Raw genomic sequence first — 18,104 nt, forward strand, 5'->3', positions numbered from 1 at the left:
AGGGGCAGGTCTACCCGGCGGCCCGGTATGCCTCGACCAGCTTCTCCACCGCCTTTCCGTACCGGCCGGTCAGCAGCAGGTGGTCGGCGTCGGCGAAGGGCCCCGCCACCGCCTGTGTCATCCGCTCGCCCGTCTTCTGCTGGACGAGCAGCCGTGCCTTGGTCACCAGTTCACGTCCGGCCCGGTCGTCACCCTTCCGCTCGGCCGCCGTCGCCGCCGCACCCAGCGCCTTCAGCGCGGCCGTGCCGCCCCGCGGGACGTCGGTGAGCGTGGTCAGGCCCCAGCCGTAGGGGAACTGCGGGTCGTACGACGCGTCTCCGACGTTGATCGGGAGCTGGGACTCGGACTTCGGCCAGGTGACGGGGAGCTGTCCGGTGAAGGGCCGCTTGCCGTAGAGGACGTCGGCGACGCCCTCGCCCTCGGTGCCTGGCAGCCAGGAGGCCACCAGCGCGTCAATCCTGTCGAGCCGGTCGCCGACGAGCTGCGGCCGGCCGGAGACGATCAGCACCGCGCACTTCATGGCCGCGCACACCTTGTCCACGGCCGCCTGGTCGGCCGCGGACAGCTGGAGGCTGTGGCCGTTGCCGACGTCGCCGACGCCCTCGGCGTACGGGGTCTCGCCGACGACGACCACGCCGACGTCGTAGCCGTCGGTCGGGGCGGAGGCGTCCTTGGAGTAGGTGACGTTCCCGCCGGCGTCCCGCATGCCCTGCAGGATGGTGGTGCCCTGGGTGTGGGGGCCGGACGCGCCCTGCCAGGTGAGGGTCCAGCCGCCGGTCTGGTTGCCGAGGTCGTCGGCGTTCGACCCGGCGACGTACACCTTCTCGCTCTTCTTCAGCGGCAGCAGCCCACCGCTGTTCTTCAGCAGCACCTGCGACTCGGCGGCGGCCCGGCGGGCGACCGCGCGGTGGGCCGGGGAGCCGATGGCGGCGGCGCCGGACGTGTCGGCGTAGGGGCGCTCGAAGAGGCCCAGCCGGAACTTCTGGGTGAGGATGCGGGAGACCGCGTCGTCCATCCGCTTCTCGCTGATCCGCCCCGCCCTCACCTCGTCGACGAGCGTGCCGCTGAAGTCCTGGTAGGAGTACGGCACCATCATCATGTCGACGCCCGCGTTCACCGCGGTGCGGACGTGGGTCGCGTAGTCGCCGGGGAGCTGGTCGATGGCGTTCCAGTCGCTGATGACGAAGCCGGAGAAGCCCATCCGGCCCTTGAGCACGCCGTTGATCATGTCGCCGCGGGCGTGCATCTTCACCGCGCCCTGGCCGTCGCCGACGATGTTCAGCGAGGAGTACGACGGCATGACCGAGCCGATGCCCCGCTCCACGGCGGTCTTGTACGGCGCCAGGTGGATGTCCTCCAGCTGCTGCCGGGTGACCGTGGTGACGCCCTGGTCGATGGTGTAGGTGCCGGTGGTGGAGGAGCCGTACGCGGTGCCGCCGTCGCCGACGAAGTGCTTGGCGGTGGCGAGCACCTTGTCGTCGTCCTTCAGGTTCCGCCCGTCCGGGGCACCTTGCAGGCCCTGGATGATGGTCTCCATGGACTGCACGAGGGCCGGGTCCTCGCCGAAGGACTCGTAGGAGCGTCCCCAGCGCTCGTCACGGCTCACGCACAGGCACGGTGCGAAGTCCCAGGGGATTCCGGTGGGGTGCGTCGGTGCCGACGGAGGCGCGCAGCGACTGGTCGGCCTTGCCGTACAGCTCGACGTCGTCCATGGCGAAGTCGCCCTTGGTGCCTGCCGGGAGGGTGACGGCGTATCCCCACATCCGGGTGAGGCCGAGGACGTGGTCGATGCCGCCGACGGGCTGGTAGTCGGTGCGGTACTGGAAGTCGGTGAAGGGGATCTCGATCTGCTTCCAGCCGGTGAAGTCGTCGGTGAAGGAGGTCGTCCAGAGTTCGGAAGCCTCGCCGTTCGTGCCGCCGTCCTTGATCTCGAAGGCGATCTTCCGGCCGTTGTCCCGGCCCTGCCACCAGAAGCGGATGCCCTGGTGGGCGGACCAGTCGTGGGCGGGCCGGTCGGCGGCGAAGTCGTGGGTGAACCCGCCGTAGCCGCTGATGTCGTAGGTGCCGGTGAGGACCTTGGCGCCCTCGGGGGCGTCGGTGCGGTCGGTGAGGTGCAGGGTGGGCGGGTCGTCGGCGTCGCTCCCCCAGGTGAAGATGCCGTCGGCGGGCTGGGCGGCGAAGGGCACCTCGCCCTCGAAGCGGTCGACGGGGACCGGACCGGGGTCGTCGGCGGCGTGCGCCGCGGCGGACAGGGGCAACAGGGCGGCGAGCAGGGCCCCGGAGACGAGCAGGGCGGTTCTCGGCATGGACCTTCCCTCGGCTCTCATGGTTCACTCATGGCTTAGATCACGCCGTGAGTTAACTAATGGCACCCCAACCCGTCAAGAGTGCACGTCAGTTGAAGGGCGACGCACATGAGGAGAACCCCCCGCACGGTCCGGCTGCTGCTGGCCGGACTGCTCTCCGCAGCCGGCCTCTTTGCCGCCGTACCCCCCGCGCACGCGGCCGGTGAGCAGGTCACGGCCTGGCTCACCACCACCGACGACTCCGCAGGCCGGCATGTCGTACGCGGCCTGCAGGCACAGACGCCGTTCGCGTTCCAGTCCGGCACGGGCGGCGGCGGCACGAACATCACCGTCGACGAGAACACCCGCTACCAGACCTTCACCGGCGGCGGCGCGTCCTTCACGGACACCGCGGCCTGGCTGATGAACAGCAGCGGGGCGCTGTCCCAGGCCACCCGGGACGCGACCATGCGCAAGCTGTTCTCGCCGACGGACGGCATCGGACTGTCGTTCCTGCGCAACCCGATGGGCGCCTCGGACCTCGCACGGTACGGCTACACGTACGACGACGTGCCGTCCGGGCAGACCGACCCGAACCTCACCCAGTTCTCGATCGCGCACGACCTCGCGGACGTCGTGCCGCTCACCCGGCAGGCGCTGCAGCTCAACCCGTCCCTGACGGTGATGGCCTCGCCGTGGACCGCCCCGGCCTGGATGAAGGACAGCGGCTCGCTGGGCGGCGGCTGGCTCAAGGCCGAGGACTACTCGGCGTACGCCTCCTACTTCGTGAAGTACCTCCAGGCGTACAAGGACCAGGGGATCAACGTCTCGTACGTCACCCCGCAGAACGAGCCGACCTGCTGTTCCGGCTACCCGTCGATGAGCTGGAACGCGTCCGGAATCCAGTACTTCCTCAAGAACGACCTGCTTCCGCAGCTGCGGTCGGCGGGCCTTTCGACGAAGGTCCTGGCCCACGACTGGAACTGGGACACCTACGACTCCTACGCGGCCCAGAGCGTCGACGACCCGGCGATCCGCGACCACCCCAACTTCGGCGGGATCGCCTGGCACGGTTACGGCGGTGACGTCACCAAGCAGACCACCGTGCACAACCAGTACCCCTCGCTGGACGCCTTCGGCACCGAGCACTCCGGTGGCACCTGGATCGCCGACCAGCAGCGCGAGGACATGTCCAACATCATCGACTACACCCGCAACTGGGCGAAGTCGGTGACGAAGTGGTCGCTGGCGGTGGACCAGAACGGCGGCCCCCACAACGGCGGTTGCGGCACCTGCACGGGCCTGGTCACCGTGCACAACGGGGACGGGCAGAGCGGCACCGTGGACTACACCGTCGAGTACTACGACATGGGCCAGCTGACCAAGTTCGTCCGGCCGGGCGCCCAGCGGATCGCCTCCACGGCGTCCACCACCGTGCCGAACGTGGCCTGGCGCAACCCCGACGGCAGCAAGGCGCTGATCGCGTACAACGACTCCTCCTCGGCGCAGACGGTGACCATCAACTGGGGTTCGCAGCACGCCACCTACTCGCTGCCCGGCAAGACCTCGGCCACCTTCACCTGGTCCGGCACCCAGTCCGGCGGCGGCTCGAACACCGGCTCCTTCGTCGGCCTGGCCGGCAAGTGCCTGGACGTGGCGGGCGGTTCGAGCGCCAACGGCACGGCCGTACAGCTCTACGACTGCAACGGCACCGCCGCCCAGCAGTGGACGGTCATGGCCGACGGGTCGGTCCAGGCCCTCGGCAAGTGCCTGGACGTGGCATCGGGTTCGACGGCGGACGGCGCCAAGGTGCAGTTGTACGACTGCAACGGCACCGGCGCCCAGCAGTGGTCGTACAACGCGTCCACCGGGGACGTCGTGAACCTTGCCGCGAACAAGTGCCTCGACGTGACCGACAACTCGTCGGCGAACGGAACGCGGGCGCAGATCTGGTCGTGCACCGGGGCCGCCAACCAGAAGTGGCACCTGCAGTAGCGCACCCCCACCAGGCCGTCGCCGACGGGTGCGGGTTCACCCGGGGGCGCCGCTGAGCGGCGCCCGCTCGTCGGCTGGGGGACGATGAGGTATGACCACACCGCAGGATCTCTTCCTCGTCAGCCTCGACGTACCCGGCGAGCACCCCGTCGAGCCCGGCGATCTGTCGCTGGCGCTCGCGGGGGCCGAGCTGATCGACCTGCTCGGGGCACGCGCGCTCACCCTGGACGGTGAGCGCATCGTGCCCGGGCCCGTGCTGACCACGGGTGACCGGATGCTGGACGAGGCCGGGGCGGCGCTCGTGCGCGAGGAGCCGTACGAGACGGTCGAGGACTGGCTGTGGCGCCGGGGCGAGGGGCTGGCCACGGCCTACCGCGACGTCCTGGACACCTCGGGGCAGCTCTCCGGGAAGCGGCACCGCTGGCCGCACCGGGCCGACAAGGCGGCCGCGGCCGACACCCCGGCCCGGCGCCATGCCGCCGACCGCTGGTGGTCCCGCGAGCCGGCCCTCACCGGGCTCGCCGCCACCCTGGGCATCCAGGGCGAGCTGCCGCCGGAGGAGGAGCCCGGCGAGGAGGCGGTCGTCACCGTTCTGCTGGCGGTCGGCGACGCGGTGACGGAACTGGGGGCCGTGCGGGAGCGGCGCCGCATCGAGAACGCGGCGTTCGACAACATCTGGCGAGCGCCGTGACGCCCCGCCGGGGGTGCTCTACTCCGCCGGTTCCACCCCAGCCCGCAGCAGCCCGTACGTGTACGCGTCCTCCAGGGCCTGCCAGGACGCGGCGATGACGTTGTCCGCCACGCCGACCGTGGACCACTCGCCGGCGCCGTCCGAGGTGGAGATCAGCACGCGGGTGGTGGACTGGGTGCCGTGCTTGCCCTCCAGGATGCGGACCTTGTAGTCGACCAGCTCCAGCTTGGCGAGCTGCGGGTAGATCTTCTCCAGGGCGACGCGCAGGGCGCGGTCCAGGGCGTTGACCGGGCCGTTGCCCTCCGCCGTGGCGACGATCCGCTCGCTCTTGGCCCACAGCTTCACCGTGGCCTCGTTGGCGTGGGTGCCGTCGGGGCGGTCCTCGACGATGGCCCGCCAGGACTCGACGTCGAAGTACTTCAGCGGGCGGCCCTCGACCTCGGACCGCAGCAGCAGCTCGAAGCTGGCGTCGGCGGCCTCGTAGGTGTAGCCCTTGAGCTCGCGCTCCTTGACCCGCTCGACCACCCGGCCGACCAGTTCGCGGTCGCCGCCGAGGTCGATGCCGAGTTCCTTGCCCTTGAGCTCGACCGAGGCGCGGCCCGCCATGTCGGAGACCAGCATGCGCATGGTGTTGCCGACCTGCTCGGGGTCGATGTGCTGGTACAGGTCCGGGTCGACCTTGATCGCGGAGGCGTGCAGGCCCGCCTTGTGGGCGAAGGCGGAGACACCGACGTACGGCTGATGGGTGGACGGGGTCAGATTGACGACCTCGGCGATGGCGTGCGAGATCCGGGTCGTCTCGCGGAGCTTGCCCTCGGGCAGCACCTTCTTGCCGTACTTGAGCTCCAGGGCGGCGACGACGGGGAACAGGTTGGCGTTGCCGACGCGCTCGCCGTAGCCGTTGGCGGTGCACTGGACGTGGGTCGCGCCCGCGTCCACGGCGGCCAGGGTGTTGGCGACCGCGCAGCCGGTGTCGTCCTGGGCGTGGATGCCGAGCCGGGCGCCGGTGTCGGCGAGGACGGTGGCGACGACGGCGTGGATCTGGGCGGGGAGCATGCCGCCGTTGGTGTCGCACAGGACGACGACGTCGGCGCCGGCCTCGGCGGCCGTACGGACCACGGCCTTGGCGTACTCGGGGTTGGCGCGGTAGCCGTCGAAGAAGTGCTCGCAGTCCACGAAGACCCGGCGGCCCTGGCCCTTCAGGTACGACACCGTGTCGCGGACCATCTCCAGGTTCTCGTCGAGCGTGGTGCGCAGCGCCAGTTCCACATGCCGGTCGTGTGACTTGGCGACCAGGGTGATCACCGGGGCGCCGGACTCCAGCAGCGCCTTGACCTGCGGGTCCTCGGCGGCCCTCGCACCTGCGCGGCGGGTGGCGCCGAAGGCGACCAGCTGGGCGTGCCTGAAGTCGATCTCCGCCTGGGCACGGGCGAAGAACTCGGTGTCACGGGGGTTGGCGCCGGGCCAGCCGCCCTCGATGAAGCCGACGCCGAAGTCGTCCAGGTGCCGTGCGATGGCGAGCTTGTCCGCGACGGTGAGGTTGATTCCCTCGCGCTGCGCGCCGTCGCGCAGCGTGGTGTCGAAGACGTGGAACGAGTCGTCGAGCTCGCTGGTTGCCGTCTCGGTCATGGTGTCAAAGCTCCTGTTGTGGATCTTCGGTCTTACCGGAATGACCGGCTCCACCGTCCCCCCAATGGTCCCTCGCGCACCGCTCCCGGCTGTAGGTGGGCCGGAAAACGAAAAAAACCCCTCGCGGGTGCGAGAGGTCTGCGCGCGGGTCGAGGACGACGGTGGCCACCCGCACCTGGTCGTACGAGGTGGTCACTGCGGACCGGCGCGCCTGCTGCCAATAATCATGGCGAACGAGAGCACGGGGGCAGTCTGGCACAAACCTGCCCCCGGCTCGCCGCCCGTCTCAGGATGCGGTCGTCAGACTGGAATCCGCGAGGGCGTACGGCAGGCCACACCGAGGCCTCCCGCCCGTGCTGCCACAGGGCGTGCAGGGTGCCGTGCTCCAGTCGGCCATGCCCCGCGCCCCTAGGGAACCACAGCGAGCCCCTCCTCGATGAACTCCCGTACGTGCGCCAGTACTTGCTCCCGACCGGTACCGCGCAGCCCGATGGCGACGTGGATGGAGAAACCATCGAGGAGCGCACGCAACCGCGCCGCGAAGCGGTCCGCGTCCACCCGTCGGAACTCGCCCCTCGAAATGCCCTCGGCGATCAGCGCCACCAGGTCGCGATGCCACGCGCCCTCGATGGCGACCTGCCGGGCGCGAGCCTCGTCGTCCGCGTTCTGCGAGCGGTTCCAGACCTCCAGCCACAGCGTCCAGTGCGGGTCGCGGTGGCCGTCGGGGACGTACAGGTCGACGTACGCGGACAGCCGTTCCCGCGCGGTTCCGGGACGGGCCAGCAGCCGGCCCCGCTCGGCACCGAGCCTGCCCTCGCTCCACTCCAGGGTCTGCAGCAGCAGCTCGTCCTTGGAACGGAAGTAGTACAGGAGATGGCCGCTGCTCATCCCGACCTCGCGGCCGAGCGCCGCCATGGTGAGCTTCTCCAGACCGCGCTCGGCGATCATGTCCATGGCGGCGGCAAGCACCTCCTCGCGCGGCGGCGCGTTCTTCCGCGCCCGTGCCGCACCGGCCATCCCTGTCTCCTACGCGCTCAGACCTTCGGCTGCTGCTGGGTGATGCAGTGGATGCCGCCCCCACCCGCAAAGATCGTACGCGCGTCCACCAGGGTGACCGTCCGCTCGGGAAAGAGCCGGCGGAAGATGCCGGCGGCGATCTCGTCGCGCGGGTCGTCGAAGCCGCACAGCACCAGGCCGCCGTTGCAGATGTAGTGGTTGATGTAGGAGTAGTCGGCCCAGTGGCCGTCGGCCTCCAGGGCGGTCGGCGCGGGCACCTCCACGACCTCCAGGGCACGGCCCCGGGCGTCCGTCTGGGAGCGCAGGATGCCGATGACCTCCTTGGTGACCTCGTGGTCGGGGTGGGCCGGGTCCGGCTGGGAGTGGGCCACCACGACACCGGGCCGGGCGAAGGCGGCCACGATGTCGACGTGGCCGAGGGTGCCGAAGCCGTGGGGCGGGTAGTCGCCGGTGAGGCCGCGCGGCAGCCAGATCGCCTTGCTGGTGCCGAGGTGGGCGTGGATCTCGGCCTCCACCTCCTGCTTCGACCAGTGCGGGTTGCGCTCGGGGCCGAGCTGGACGGTCTCCGTCAGCAGGACCGTGCCCTCGCCGTCGACGTGGATCGCGCCGCCCTCGTTGACCAGCTGCGAGGCGTACGTCTTCGCGCCCGCCAGGTCGGAGACATACGCGGCGATCTTGGAGTCGTGCTCCCAGCGGGCCCAGTCCTGGGCGCCCCAGCCGTTGAACGTCCAGTCGACGGCGGCCAGTTCACCCTTGCCGTTGGTGAGGAAGGTGGGGCCGATGTCCCGCATCCAGGCGTCGTCCAGTTCCCGCTCGACGGTGTCGATGTCCGGGCCGAGCAGCGCCCGCGCCTCGGCGGACCGGCCCGGGCCGCACACCACGGTCACGGGCTCGAAGCGGCGGATCGCACGGGCCACCGAGGCCCAGGCGGCACGCGAGGCGGCGAGGTCCTCCGGGTCGTCGAAGGTGGGGTTGGGGCCCGGCCACGCCATCCAGGTGCGCTCGTGCGGGGTCCACTCGGCGGGCATACGGAAGCCGTCGGCGGCAGCAGACATGGTGATCCTTAGAGGAAGTACAAGCGGTTGAGGGAGACGGAGTCGGCCGGCTCGGAGCGCAGCGGGTCGCCGTCGAGGGTGACCAGACCGGTGCGCTGATCGACGTCGACCGCTCCGATCCGGGCGTTCAGCCGCAGGTCGGCCGGGCCGATGCCCCGGGTGCCGCGCACGGCGACCCTTCTGCGCCGCGTGGGCATCGTGTCGTTGCCCTGGTCGACGGCGGCTCTGGCGACGAACGCGACGGAGAGGTCGGCCGCCGTGGCGCCGTACGAGCCGAACTGCGGGCCGAGGACGAGGGGTTCGCAGGTGTCGGTGGCCGCGTTGGGGTCGCCGGTCACGCCGTACGCCGGGAAGCCGGACTTGAGGACGAGCTGTGGTTTGGCGCCGAAGTACTCCGGCCGCCACAGCACGATGTCGGCGAGCTTGCCGACCTCGATCGAGCCGACCTCGTGGGAAAGACCGTGCGCGATGGCGGGGTTGATGGTCAGCTTGGCCATGTAGCGCAGGACGCGGGCGTTGTCGTCGCCCTCGCCGTCGCCCTCCATCGGGCCCAGCTCGGCCTTCATCTTGCCCGCCATGGCGAACGTGCGGCGGACCGTCTCACCGGCGCGGCCCATGCCCTGGGCGTCGGAGGAGGTGATGCCGATCGCGCCCAGGTCGTGCAGCACGTCCTCGGCGCCCATCGTGCCGGCCCGGATGCGGTCGCGGGCCATGGCGGCGTCGCCGGGCAGGTCGGGCTTGAGGTCGTGGACGGAGACGATCATGCCGTAGTGCTCGGCGACCGCGTCCCGGCCGAAGGGCAGGGTGGGGTTGGTGGAGGAGCCGATGACGTTCGGGACTCCGGCCATCTTCAGCACGTTGGGTACGTGTCCGCCGCCGCAGCCCTCGATGTGGAAGGCGTGGATGGTGCGGCCCTCCAGCACCCTCAGGGTGTCCTCGACCGACAGGCACTCGTTCAGGCCGTCGCTGTGCAGGGCGACCTGGACGTCGTGCTCCTCGGCGACCCGCAGGGCCGTGTCGAGGGCCCGGGTGTGGGCGCCCATGTCCTCGTGCACCTTGAAGCCGGACGCGCCGCCCTCGGCCAGCGCCTCGACCAGCGGAGCGCTGTGCGAGGACGAACCCCGGCCCAGGAAGCCGATGTTGACCGGCCAGGCGTCGAAGGCGTTGAAGGCGTGGCGCAGCGCCCAGGGCGAATTGACGCCGACGCCCCACACGGGGCCGAACTCCTGCCCGATGATCGTGGTCACGCCGGAGGCGAGCGAGGCCTCCATGATGCGCGGCGACAGCAGGTGGACATGGGTGTCGACGGCCCCGGCGGTGGCGATCAGCCCCTCGCCGGAGACGATGGAGGTGCCGGTACCGACGACGACGTCGACGCCGTCGAGGGTGTCCGGGTTGCCGGCGCGTCCGATGGCGCGGATGCGCCCCTCGCGGATGCCGATCGACACCTTGCGGATGCCCTGCACCGGGTCGATCACCACGACGTTGCTGATGACGACGTCACAGGTCTCACGGACGGCGGCGGCCTTCAGATGCAGCCCGTCGCGGGCGGTCTTGCCGAAGCCGGCCAGGAACTCGTCGCCGTAGCGCTGGGAGTCGGACTCCACCCGGACGGTGAGCCCGGAGTCGCCGAGGCGGATGCGGTCACCCGCGCGGGGGCCGTGGGTGGCCGCGTACTCGTAGGGGTTCATCGGTTCTCAGCTCCCAGGTATCCGCAGGCCTCGGCCCTGCGCAGGGCCTCCTCCTTGGCGCCGGGCGCGTCCAGCGGCCCGTCGACCAGTCCGGCGAAGCCGATCGCGACCCGGTCGCCGCCGATCGGCACGAGTCCGATCTCCTCGCTCTCGCCGGGGCCGAAGCGCACCGAGGAGCCCGCGGGGACGGCGAGGCGCATCCCGTAGGCCTTCTCGCGGGCGAAGTCCAGCCGCGGGTTGGCCTCGAAGAAGTGGAAGTGGGAGGTGACGGAGACCGGCACGGTGGCGGTGTTGGTGACCGTGAGCCGTACGACCGCCTCCGGCTCCACGTGCTCGGGCGCCGGGAGCAGCGCGCCCGGTGCCTGGTCGCCGAGGCCGCCGCCGATGGGGTCGGAGACCACCGCGAGCCGGGAGCCGTCGTCGAAGACCGCCTCGACCATCACCTCGGTGACGACGTCGGCGACCCCCGGGAGCACGTCCTCGGGGCCGAGCACGGACCGGGCCGCCTCGATGGCCTCGGCGAGCCGCCTGCCGTCCCGGGCCGCCTCGCACACGGTGTCCGCGATCAGCGCGGTCGCCTCCGGCACGTTCAGCCTCAGGCCGCGCGCCCGGCGGGCCCGGGCCAGCTCGGCGGCTCCGAAGAGCAGCAGCCGGTCACGTTCCGTGGGGGTCAGTCTCACGACGCGGCACCTCCTTGTCTTCCCTACTTTAGAACATCACTCTAAACACAGAATTCGTGAAACAGAAGCATTGACTGTCGGCCTTGCTTCACAGACATTGAACGTCGCTCAAACCGACCGGCGGCAGTCGAAGGAGACCAGGCATGCCGATAGAACAGCGCGGAGTCGACACCATCCCGGACGAGGAGCGGACCAGCGGTCCGCGCGATCTCGTCTCGATCCTGCTCGGCTCCAACCTCTGCCTCGGGGTGATCATCTTCGGCTGGCTGCCGCCGTCCTTCGGGCTCGGCTGGTGGGCGTCGCTCAGCTCGATCGTGGCGGGCACGATCGTCGGTACGGCGGTGACGGCACCGCTGGCCCTCATCTCCCTGCGCACCGCGACCAACCTCTCGACCTCCTCCGGCGCCCAGTTCGGCGTCCGGGGCCGGCTGGTCGGCTCGGTCGTCGGCCTGCTGCTCGCCCTCGGGTACACCGCGCTGACGGTGTGGATCGGCGGCGACGTGATGATCAGCGTGCTCGGCCGGATGTTCGGGCTGGCCGCGGACGGGGTGTCGTACGCCGTGGTCTACGCGCTGCTGGCCGGCGCCACGGTAGCGGGCGCGGTGTACGGCTACCGGGTGCTGCTGAACATGTCCAAGGTTCTGTCCATCGGCATGACGATCCTGCTGGTGCTCGGCGTCTTCGCCTACGCCCCGCACTTCACCACCGCGGCCATGCCCCAGACGGGCGGCTATCTGCTCGGCTCGTTCTGGCCGACCTGGTTCCTGTCGGCCGTGGCCGCCGGCCTGTCCGGTCCCATCGCCTTCATCACCCTGCTCGGCGACTACACGCGCTACATCTCTCCGGCCCGGCACTCGGGCCGCCGCGTCCTGAGGGCCACTTGGCTGGGGCTGACCCTGGGCCTGCTGGTGCCGCAGCTGTTCGGCACCTTCACCGCGTACGGCGCCCACGCGGCGCTGGACTACGCCGGCCCGCTGGTGGCGGCCTCCCCCACCTGGTACCTGATCCCGCTGCTGCTGTCCGCCTCGGCCGGTTCGGTCGGCAACGCCGGTCTGATGCTGTACTCCATGGGCCTGGACCTGGACGCCATCCTGCCCCGGGCGTCCCGCGCCCGTGCCACCCACACGGTCGCGATCGTCGCCACGGCCTGCGTGTTCGTCGGCCACTACGCCTGGAACGCGCAGTCCGCGATGACCTCGTTCGTACTGCTGCTCACCGCCATCGGCACCCCGTGGGCCGTGATCACCCTCATCGGCTTCGCCCGTTGCCGCGGTGTGTACGACGCCGACGCCCTGCAGGTCTTCAACCGCCGCTCGCGGGGCGGGATCTACTGGTACCGCGCCGGCTGGAACGTGCGGGCGGCCGTCTCCTGGGCGCTGGGCGCCGGCGTCGGGCTGCTCGCGGTGTCGCTGCCCTCGTACCAGGGCCCGCTGCTGCACCTGACCGGCGGTGTGGACTGCAGTTTCCTGCTGTCGGGCGCGGTCGGTGGCCTGATCTACCTGCTGCTGACGCCCCGGCCACCGGCATCGGCCCGCGTCGAGGCCGCGCGGGAAGCGGTGGGCGCCGAGCACGGGCGCTAGGAAGTCGGCCTCCCCCGTGCCGGGTGTCACCCCGGATGCGTGTCCGCGGGGGCACGCGCCCCCGCGGAAGAGGTGGATACCGGGGCGGGAACGGTGGCTACGCCTCGCACGCGCGCGCCTCACTCCCGTCGGACAGCCGGTCGAGCGGACCTCAGCCGATCTTGTGCATCCAGCCGTGCTTGTCCTCCGTCACACCGCGCTGGATGCCGAGCAGCGCCTCGCGCAGGCGGAGGGTGACCTCGCCGGGGTTGCCGTCGCCGTGGGTCCAGGCGTCCGTCTTGGTCTTGACGTGACCGATGGGCGTGACCACGGCGGCGGTGCCGCAGGCGAAGACCTCGGTGAGGGCACCGGAGGCCGCGTCCGCACGCCACTGCTCCAGGGTGACCACACCCTCCTCGGCGGTGTAGCCGAGGTCGCGGGCGACCTGGAGGAGGGAGTCACGGGTGATGCCCTCCAGGATCGAGCCGGTCAGCTCCGGGGTGACGATCCGGTCGCCGTAGACGAAGGCGACGTTCATGCTGCCGCTCTCCTCGACCTTGGTGCGGGTGACCGCGTCGAGGTAGACGACCTGGTCGCAGCCGTGCGCGGCGGCCTCGGCCTGCGGCAGCAGGGAGGCGGCGTAGTTGCCGCCGGTCTTGGCGTCGCCGGTGCCGCCGGGGACGGCGCGGACGTGGTCCTCGGAGACCCAGATGGTGACCGGCTTGACGCCGCCGGCGAAGTACGCGCCGGAGGGCGAGGCGATGAGCATGAACAGGTACTCGTTCGCCGGGTGCACGCCGAGCGCGGCCTCCGTGGCGAACATGAACGGACGCAGGTACAGGGACTGTTCGCCACCGTGCGGCGGAACCCAGTCGGCGTCCTGGGTGAGCAGCGCGTCCAGCGCGGCGATGAACAGCTCCTCGGGCAGCTCGGCCATGGCCATGCGGCGGGCGGAGTTGCGGAAGCGGCGGGCGTTGGCCTCGGGACGGAACAGCGCGATCGAGCCGTCGGGCTGGCGGTAGGCCTTCAGTCCCTCGAAGATCTCCTGGCCGTAGTGCAGGACGTGGGTGGAGGGGTCGAGGGAGATCGGGCCGTACGGGACGAGCTGGGCGTCGTGCCAGCCGCGGCCCTCGGTCCACCTGATCGTCACCATGTGGTCGGTGAAGTGGCGGCCGAACCCGGGGTTGGCCAGGATCGCCTCGCGCTCTGCGGCGGCGAGGGGGCTGGCGGAGGGCTTGAGCTCGATCGTGGGCGTCGTCATGAGTGGTTTGTCCTTCACCGGTTGTAGTGACGGGCCGCGCTCACACCCCGTCACTGCGACCTCTCAGTGATAGGACGTCCGAGCTTTCCCTCATACCGCGGCTCCGCGTTCGATTATCGCGCGGGGCCCACGGCGGAAGGAATGGGGGTGAAAGCGGCCCAGGGGTCGATGGTGGCACCCGGCGGGGACATGGAAAAGCCGCCGGGCGGTCGTCCGACCCGGCGGCTTCGTGGGTGGAGCGCCGGGTCAGCCGGCTACTCGGGCGGCGAGCGCGTCGCCGATCTGCGAGGTGCTGCGGGCACTCAGCGCGGCACGCTCGGTGAGGTCAGCGGCGACCGCGGTGTCGATGCGGTCGGCCTCGCCGTCGTAGCCGAGGTGGCGCAGCAGCAGGGCGACCGACAGGACCGTGGCGGTGGGGTCGGCCTTGCCCTGGCCGGCGATGTCGGGCGCGGAACCGTGGACCGGCTCGAACATCGAGGGGAACTCGCGGGAGGGGTTGATGTTCCCGCTCGCGGCCACGCCGATGCCGCCGGAGACGGCCGCGGCGAGGTCGGTGATGATGTCGCCGAAGAGGTTGTCGGTGACGATCACGTCGAACCGCGCCGGGTCGGTGACGAGGTAGATCGTCGCCGCGTCGACGTGGATGTAGTCGGTGGTGACCTCGGGGAACTCCTTGGCCACCTTGTTGAAGACGTTCGTCCACAGGTGGCCCGCGAAGGTCAGCACGTTGTTCTTGTGGACGAGGGTGAGCTTCTTGCGCGGGCGGGCCTGGGCGCGGGCGAAGGCGTCCCGGACCACGCGCTCGACACCGAAGGCGGTGTTGACGGAGACCTCGGTGGCGACCTCGTGCTCGGTGCCCTTGCGGATGGTGCCGCCGTTGCCGGTGTACGGGCCCTCGGTGCCCTCGCGGACCACGACGAAGTCGATCTCCGGCTGGCCGGCGAGCGGGGTGGCGACACCGGGCAGGAGCTTCGACGGGCGCAGGTTGACGTGGTGGTCGAAGGCGAAGCGGAGCTTCAGGAGGAAGCCGCGCTCCAGGACGCCGGACGGCACCGACGGGTCGCCGATGGCGCCGAGCAGGATGGCGTCGTGCTGCTTCAGCGCGTCGAGATCGGCGTCGGTGAGGGTCTCACCGGTGGCGTGGTAGCGCTTGGCGCCGAAGTCGTACTCCTTGGTCTCCAGCTTCACATCCTGCGGCAGGACGGCGGAGAGGACCTTGAGACCCTCGGACACGACTTCCTGTCCGATGCCGTCCCCGGGGATCACTGCGAGATTGATGCTGCGAGACATGCGGGCACCCTACTCCTCGTCCCAGGGAATGACATGCCCCGTCCACCATATGGACGACGTGGACGGCATCGGACGAGGGCTCAGTGGCCGGTCTCGCCGCCGTTGTCGCGGCGGTCGAGGGCGCGCTGGAGGGCGGCGGCGGCGTTCTTGCGGTCGGACTCGCTGGCGCGGGTCACGTGGCGGACGCGGCGGCGGACGGTCGTCTCGGCCATGGGAATCGACTCCTTCGGCAAACACGGAGCACGGCGATGAGAGATTGCGAGACGCCGGAAGGGGCGGGGAGCGGGGGCCGCAGGGATTGCCTGCACCGGGCCCGGCTCACGACCGCCATTCGCTTGATCGAGCGAGACGTTCGGCTCCTACAAAACTAAGGGAGCGGCCCGCTCCTGTCTCCATAATTACTCGGACTTCCTACTATCTGAGACGGCGGTCCCCGTCACACCGTCCTGAGCTGGGCTTTCGTGTGTTCGGGTGACGGCGTTCCGAGGGAGAGCACGGGGCATGACGGCCATGCCGAGCCCGCTGCCCACCATCGACAGCACCGCCCCGTCGTCCTCGGCGTGGACGGTCGCCGCCGGTATCCAGTCCTGGGCGGCCCACCAGGCGCGCGTGCAGGAGCCGCGGCGGGAACTCGGGCAAGATCCTGGTCCGCGCGGCCTGGCGCGTCCTCAGGTGACGTCGCCGTCACGCCAGTCGAAGACCAGCTCGCCGCCGCGGTCGAGGGGACCGGCGAGCGCGGGCCGCAGCCAGACGCCCCCTTCCTCCTCCTTGAGCCGCACGATTCCGTCCGGGGACAGGGCGTGCACCTGCCCGCCCCACTGCCGCCAGCCCCGGCCGCCGTACAACAGGGCCCCCTCCTCGCTCGCGGAGAGCGCGCCGAGGTCGTACGCCCGGTCGATCACCCGCTCCAGCTCCCCCATCACCCGCCCGCCGAGCCCGGTGCGCCGGGCGTCCGGCCGTACGGCGACGGCCTCGACATACCCGGTGCGCAGCCAGCGCCCCCGGTGCCGGATGCGCCGCATCACCACGGACCCGTGCGCGGCGAGCCCACGCCCGTCCTGGACGAGCACATGCATCCCGCCGAGCCCGTGATCCCAGTCGTCGTCGGAGAAGTCCCCGCCGAACGCCTCGTCCAACAGGGCCCGGGCGGCGCCGAGTTCGGCCGGGTCGAGGGCGGAGGTGTGGGCGAGACGCAGTCGGACGGTCATGGCGTCATCGTCTCAGCCGGCTGCCGGGGAAGGACCGTCCGCGGATGGGAACGGGCCGGCAAGCCTGCTCAGAGGTCAGGCTTGCCGGCCCGTGTTCACGGGGGCCGAGGGTCAGCCCATGTGCGGGTAGGAGTAGTCGGTCGGCGGGACCAGGGTCTCCTTGATGGCGCGGGTCAAGGTCCAGCGCAGGAGGTTCTGGGGGGCGCCGGCCTTGTCGTTGGTGCCGGAGGCACGGCCGCCGCCGAAGGGCTGCTGGCCGACGACGGCGCCGGTCGACTTGTCGTTGATGTAGAAGTTGCCGGCCGCGTAGCGGAGCTTCTCCATCGTGTAGGCGGCCGCCGCGCGGTCGTTGGAGATGACCGAGCCGGTCAGGGCGTAGTCGGAGACCGACTCCATCTGGGCCAGCATCTCGTCGTACTTGTCGTCCTCGTAGACGTAGACGCCGAGGACCGGGCCGAAGTACTCCGTGCGGAAGATCTCGTTCTCCGGGTCGGTGGAGACGATGACCGTCGGACGGACGAAGTAGCCGACCGAGTCGTCGTAGCTGCCGCCCGCGACGATCTCGCAGGTCGGGTCCTCCTTGGCGCGGTCGATCGCGGCCTTGTTCTTGGCGAAGGCACGGTCGTCGATCACGGCGCCGATGAAGTTCGACAGGTCGGTGACGTCACCCATGGTCAGGTAGTCGACCTCGGCCGCGAACTCCTCCTTGAAGCCCGAGTTCCAGATGGAGGCCGGGATGTAGGCGCGGGAGGTGGCGCTGCACTTCTGGCCCTGGTACTCGAAGGCACCGCGGGTCAGGGCGGTCTTCAGCACCGCGCGGTCGGCCGACGGGTGGGCGACCAGGAAGTCCTTGCCGCCGGTCTCGCCGACCAGACGCGGGTACGAACGGTACTTCTCGATGTTGTTGCCGACCGTCTTCCACAGGTACTGGAAGGTCCTGGTCGAACCGGTGAAGTGGATGCCCGCCAGGTCGCGGTGCTCCAGGGCCACCTTGGAGACCTCGATGCCGTCACCCGTGACGAGGTTGATGACGCCCTTGGGCAGACCGGCCTCCTCCAGGAGCTGCATCAGCAGCACGGCCGCGTGGGTCTGCGTCGGGGACGGCTTCCAGACGACGACGTTGCCCATGAGGGCGGGGGCCGTCGGCAGGTTGCCCGCGATGGCGCTGAAGTTGAAGGGCGTGATCGCGTAGACGAAGCCCTCCAGCGGGCGGTGGTCCAGGCGGTTCCAGACACCGGGGGAGTTCGCCGGGGGCTGCTCGGCGAGGATCTGGCGGGCGTAGTGCACGTTGAAGCGCCAGAAGTCGACCAGCTCGCACGGCGTGTCGATCTCGGCCTGCTGGGCGGTCTTCGACTGGCCGAGCATGGTGGAGGCGGCGATCGTCTCGCGCCAGGGGCCGGCCAGCAGCTCGGCGGCGCGCAGGATGATCGCGGCGCGGTCGTCGAAGGACATGGCGCGCCAGGCCGGGGCGGCGGCCAGGGCCGCGTCGATGGCGTCCTCGGCGTCCTGCTGGGTGGCGTTGCGCAGGGTGCCGATGACGGCCTTGTGGTTGTGCGGCTGGACCACCTGGAACGGCTCGCCGCCGCCCATCCGCCGCTCGCCGCCGATGGTCATCGGCAGGTCGATCGGGTTCTCGGCCAGTTCCTTGAGCTTGGCCTCCAGCCGGGCGCGCTCGGGCGAGCCGGGGGCGTAGCCGTGCACCGGCTCGTTGACGGGGGTGGGGACCTGGGTCACAGCGTCCAT

General features: G+C 70.8%; 13 protein-coding genes and 2 pseudogenes. 3 read left to right on the forward strand and 12 right to left on the reverse strand.

The annotated features are described in order from the left end of the window. Positions 1-10: 10 nt before the first annotated feature. Positions 11-2,327: pseudogene (locus ACFYOH_RS22690) on the reverse strand (carbohydrate binding domain-containing protein). Positions 2,328-2,414: 87 nt separating this feature from the next. On the opposite strand from ACFYOH_RS22690, the gene ACFYOH_RS22695 reads away from it, so the two are divergent. Both ACFYOH_RS22695 and ACFYOH_RS22700 read left to right on the forward strand, forming a co-directional pair. Next, positions 2,415-4,280, forward strand: coding sequence for a ricin-type beta-trefoil lectin domain protein (locus ACFYOH_RS22695; RefSeq protein WP_388628167.1), 1,866 nt, complete (start codon positions 2,415-2,417; stop codon positions 4,278-4,280). Between the two features lie 91 nt (positions 4,281-4,371). Next, the gene (locus ACFYOH_RS22700) at positions 4,372-4,971 is read left to right on the forward strand and encodes a GPP34 family phosphoprotein (RefSeq protein ID WP_388628170.1); all 600 of its coding nucleotides are present in this window, start codon (positions 4,372-4,374) and stop codon (positions 4,969-4,971) included. Between the two features lie 18 nt (positions 4,972-4,989). On the opposite strand, the gene cimA is transcribed toward ACFYOH_RS22700, so the two are convergent. The 5 genes from cimA to ureA all read right to left on the reverse strand — a co-directional run bounded on the left by cimA (position 4,990) and on the right by ureA (position 11,043). Further along, positions 4,990-6,600 (reverse strand): citramalate synthase, encoded by a 1,611-nt coding sequence (gene cimA, locus ACFYOH_RS22705; RefSeq protein WP_388628173.1) that lies wholly within the window; start codon positions 6,598-6,600, stop codon positions 4,990-4,992. 408 nt (positions 6,601-7,008) lie between these two features. Then, positions 7,009-7,617 (reverse strand): TetR/AcrR family transcriptional regulator, encoded by a 609-nt coding sequence (locus ACFYOH_RS22710; RefSeq protein ID WP_388628176.1) that lies wholly within the window; start codon positions 7,615-7,617, stop codon positions 7,009-7,011. 17 nt (positions 7,618-7,634) lie between these two features. Beyond that, positions 7,635-8,672 (reverse strand): agmatine/peptidylarginine deiminase, encoded by a 1,038-nt coding sequence (locus ACFYOH_RS22715; protein ID WP_388628179.1) that lies wholly within the window; start codon positions 8,670-8,672, stop codon positions 7,635-7,637. A gap of 8 nt (positions 8,673-8,680) precedes the next feature. Continuing rightward, positions 8,681-10,363, reverse strand: a complete 1,683-nt coding sequence (locus tag ACFYOH_RS22720; protein WP_388628182.1) for an urease subunit alpha — start codon at positions 10,361-10,363, stop codon at positions 8,681-8,683. Next, positions 10,360-11,043 carry an urease subunit gamma gene (gene ureA, locus ACFYOH_RS22725; RefSeq protein ID WP_388628185.1) on the reverse strand — a complete coding sequence of 228 codons (684 nt, stop codon included), beginning with the start codon at positions 11,041-11,043 and terminating at the stop codon, positions 10,360-10,362. The genes ACFYOH_RS22720 and ureA overlap by 4 nt, the downstream gene beginning before the upstream one ends. Before the next feature lie 143 nt (positions 11,044-11,186). Here ureA and ACFYOH_RS22730 point away from each other — a divergent pair, with 143 nt between their 5' ends. Continuing rightward, entirely contained in the window at positions 11,187-12,623 is a 1,437-nt protein-coding gene (locus tag ACFYOH_RS22730) for a cytosine permease (protein WP_388628188.1), read from the forward strand. 151 nt (positions 12,624-12,774) lie between these two features. Here the strand turns inward: ACFYOH_RS22730 and ACFYOH_RS22735 are convergent, their stop codons facing one another. The 6 genes and pseudogenes from ACFYOH_RS22735 to pruA all read right to left on the reverse strand — a co-directional run bounded on the left by ACFYOH_RS22735 (position 12,775) and on the right by pruA (position 18,104). Beyond that, positions 12,775-13,863: a branched-chain amino acid aminotransferase gene (locus tag ACFYOH_RS22735; protein ID WP_388628191.1), complete on the reverse strand. Its 1,089-nt coding sequence runs from the start codon at positions 13,861-13,863 to the stop codon at positions 12,775-12,777. 246 nt (positions 13,864-14,109) lie between these two features. Continuing rightward, positions 14,110-15,153 (reverse strand): 3-isopropylmalate dehydrogenase, encoded by a 1,044-nt coding sequence (locus tag ACFYOH_RS22740; protein ID WP_388628194.1) that lies wholly within the window; start codon positions 15,151-15,153, stop codon positions 14,110-14,112. An 80-nt stretch (positions 15,154-15,233) separates the two neighbouring features. Next, positions 15,234-15,365 carry a hypothetical protein gene (locus tag ACFYOH_RS22745; RefSeq protein WP_283844273.1) on the reverse strand — a complete coding sequence of 44 codons (132 nt, stop codon included), beginning with the start codon at positions 15,363-15,365 and terminating at the stop codon, positions 15,234-15,236. Between the two features lie 285 nt (positions 15,366-15,650). After that, positions 15,651-15,770: pseudogene (locus ACFYOH_RS22750) on the reverse strand (LysR family transcriptional regulator); the annotation flags it as partial. Positions 15,771-15,821: 51 nt separating this feature from the next. Beyond that, positions 15,822-16,361 (reverse strand): GNAT family N-acetyltransferase, encoded by a 540-nt coding sequence (locus ACFYOH_RS22755; RefSeq protein WP_388628197.1) that lies wholly within the window; start codon positions 16,359-16,361, stop codon positions 15,822-15,824. 111 nt (positions 16,362-16,472) lie between these two features. Continuing rightward, a complete protein-coding gene (gene pruA / locus ACFYOH_RS22760) occupies positions 16,473-18,104 on the reverse strand; it encodes an L-glutamate gamma-semialdehyde dehydrogenase (RefSeq protein WP_388628199.1) in 1,632 nt (543 codons plus the stop codon).

Source organism: Streptomyces sp. NPDC007856 (genome assembly GCF_042868225.1).
Lineage (GTDB): Bacteria > Actinomycetota > Actinomycetes > Streptomycetales > Streptomycetaceae > Streptomyces.

Bases quoted from the DNA above. Each gene is read 5' to 3' on its own strand.
- ACFYOH_RS22715 (WP_388628179.1), bottom strand. From the start codon at position 8,672: ATGTCTGCTGCCGCCGACGGCTTCCGTATGCCCGCCGAGTGGACCCCG.
- ACFYOH_RS22710 (WP_388628176.1), bottom strand. From the start codon at position 7,617: ATGGCCGGTGCGGCACGGGCGCGGAAGAACGCGCCGCCGCGCGAGGAG.
- ACFYOH_RS22755 (WP_388628197.1), bottom strand. From the start codon at position 16,361: ATGACCGTCCGACTGCGTCTCGCCCACACCTCCGCCCTCGACCCGGCC.
- ACFYOH_RS22730 (WP_388628188.1), top strand. From the start codon at position 11,187: ATGCCGATAGAACAGCGCGGAGTCGACACCATCCCGGACGAGGAGCGG.
- ACFYOH_RS22740 (WP_388628194.1), bottom strand. From the start codon at position 15,153: ATGTCTCGCAGCATCAATCTCGCAGTGATCCCCGGGGACGGCATCGGA.
- ACFYOH_RS22720 (WP_388628182.1), bottom strand. From the start codon at position 10,363: ATGAACCCCTACGAGTACGCGGCCACCCACGGCCCCCGCGCGGGTGAC.
- pruA (WP_388628199.1), bottom strand. From the start codon at position 18,104: ATGGACGCTGTGACCCAGGTCCCCACCCCCGTCAACGAGCCGGTGCAC.
- ACFYOH_RS22745 (WP_283844273.1), bottom strand. From the start codon at position 15,365: ATGGCCGAGACGACCGTCCGCCGCCGCGTCCGCCACGTGACCCGCGCC.
- ACFYOH_RS22695 (WP_388628167.1), top strand. From the start codon at position 2,415: ATGAGGAGAACCCCCCGCACGGTCCGGCTGCTGCTGGCCGGACTGCTC.
- cimA (WP_388628173.1), bottom strand. From the start codon at position 6,600: ATGACCGAGACGGCAACCAGCGAGCTCGACGACTCGTTCCACGTCTTC.
- ACFYOH_RS22700 (WP_388628170.1), top strand. From the start codon at position 4,372: ATGACCACACCGCAGGATCTCTTCCTCGTCAGCCTCGACGTACCCGGC.
- ACFYOH_RS22735 (WP_388628191.1), bottom strand. From the start codon at position 13,863: ATGACGACGCCCACGATCGAGCTCAAGCCCTCCGCCAGCCCCCTCGCC.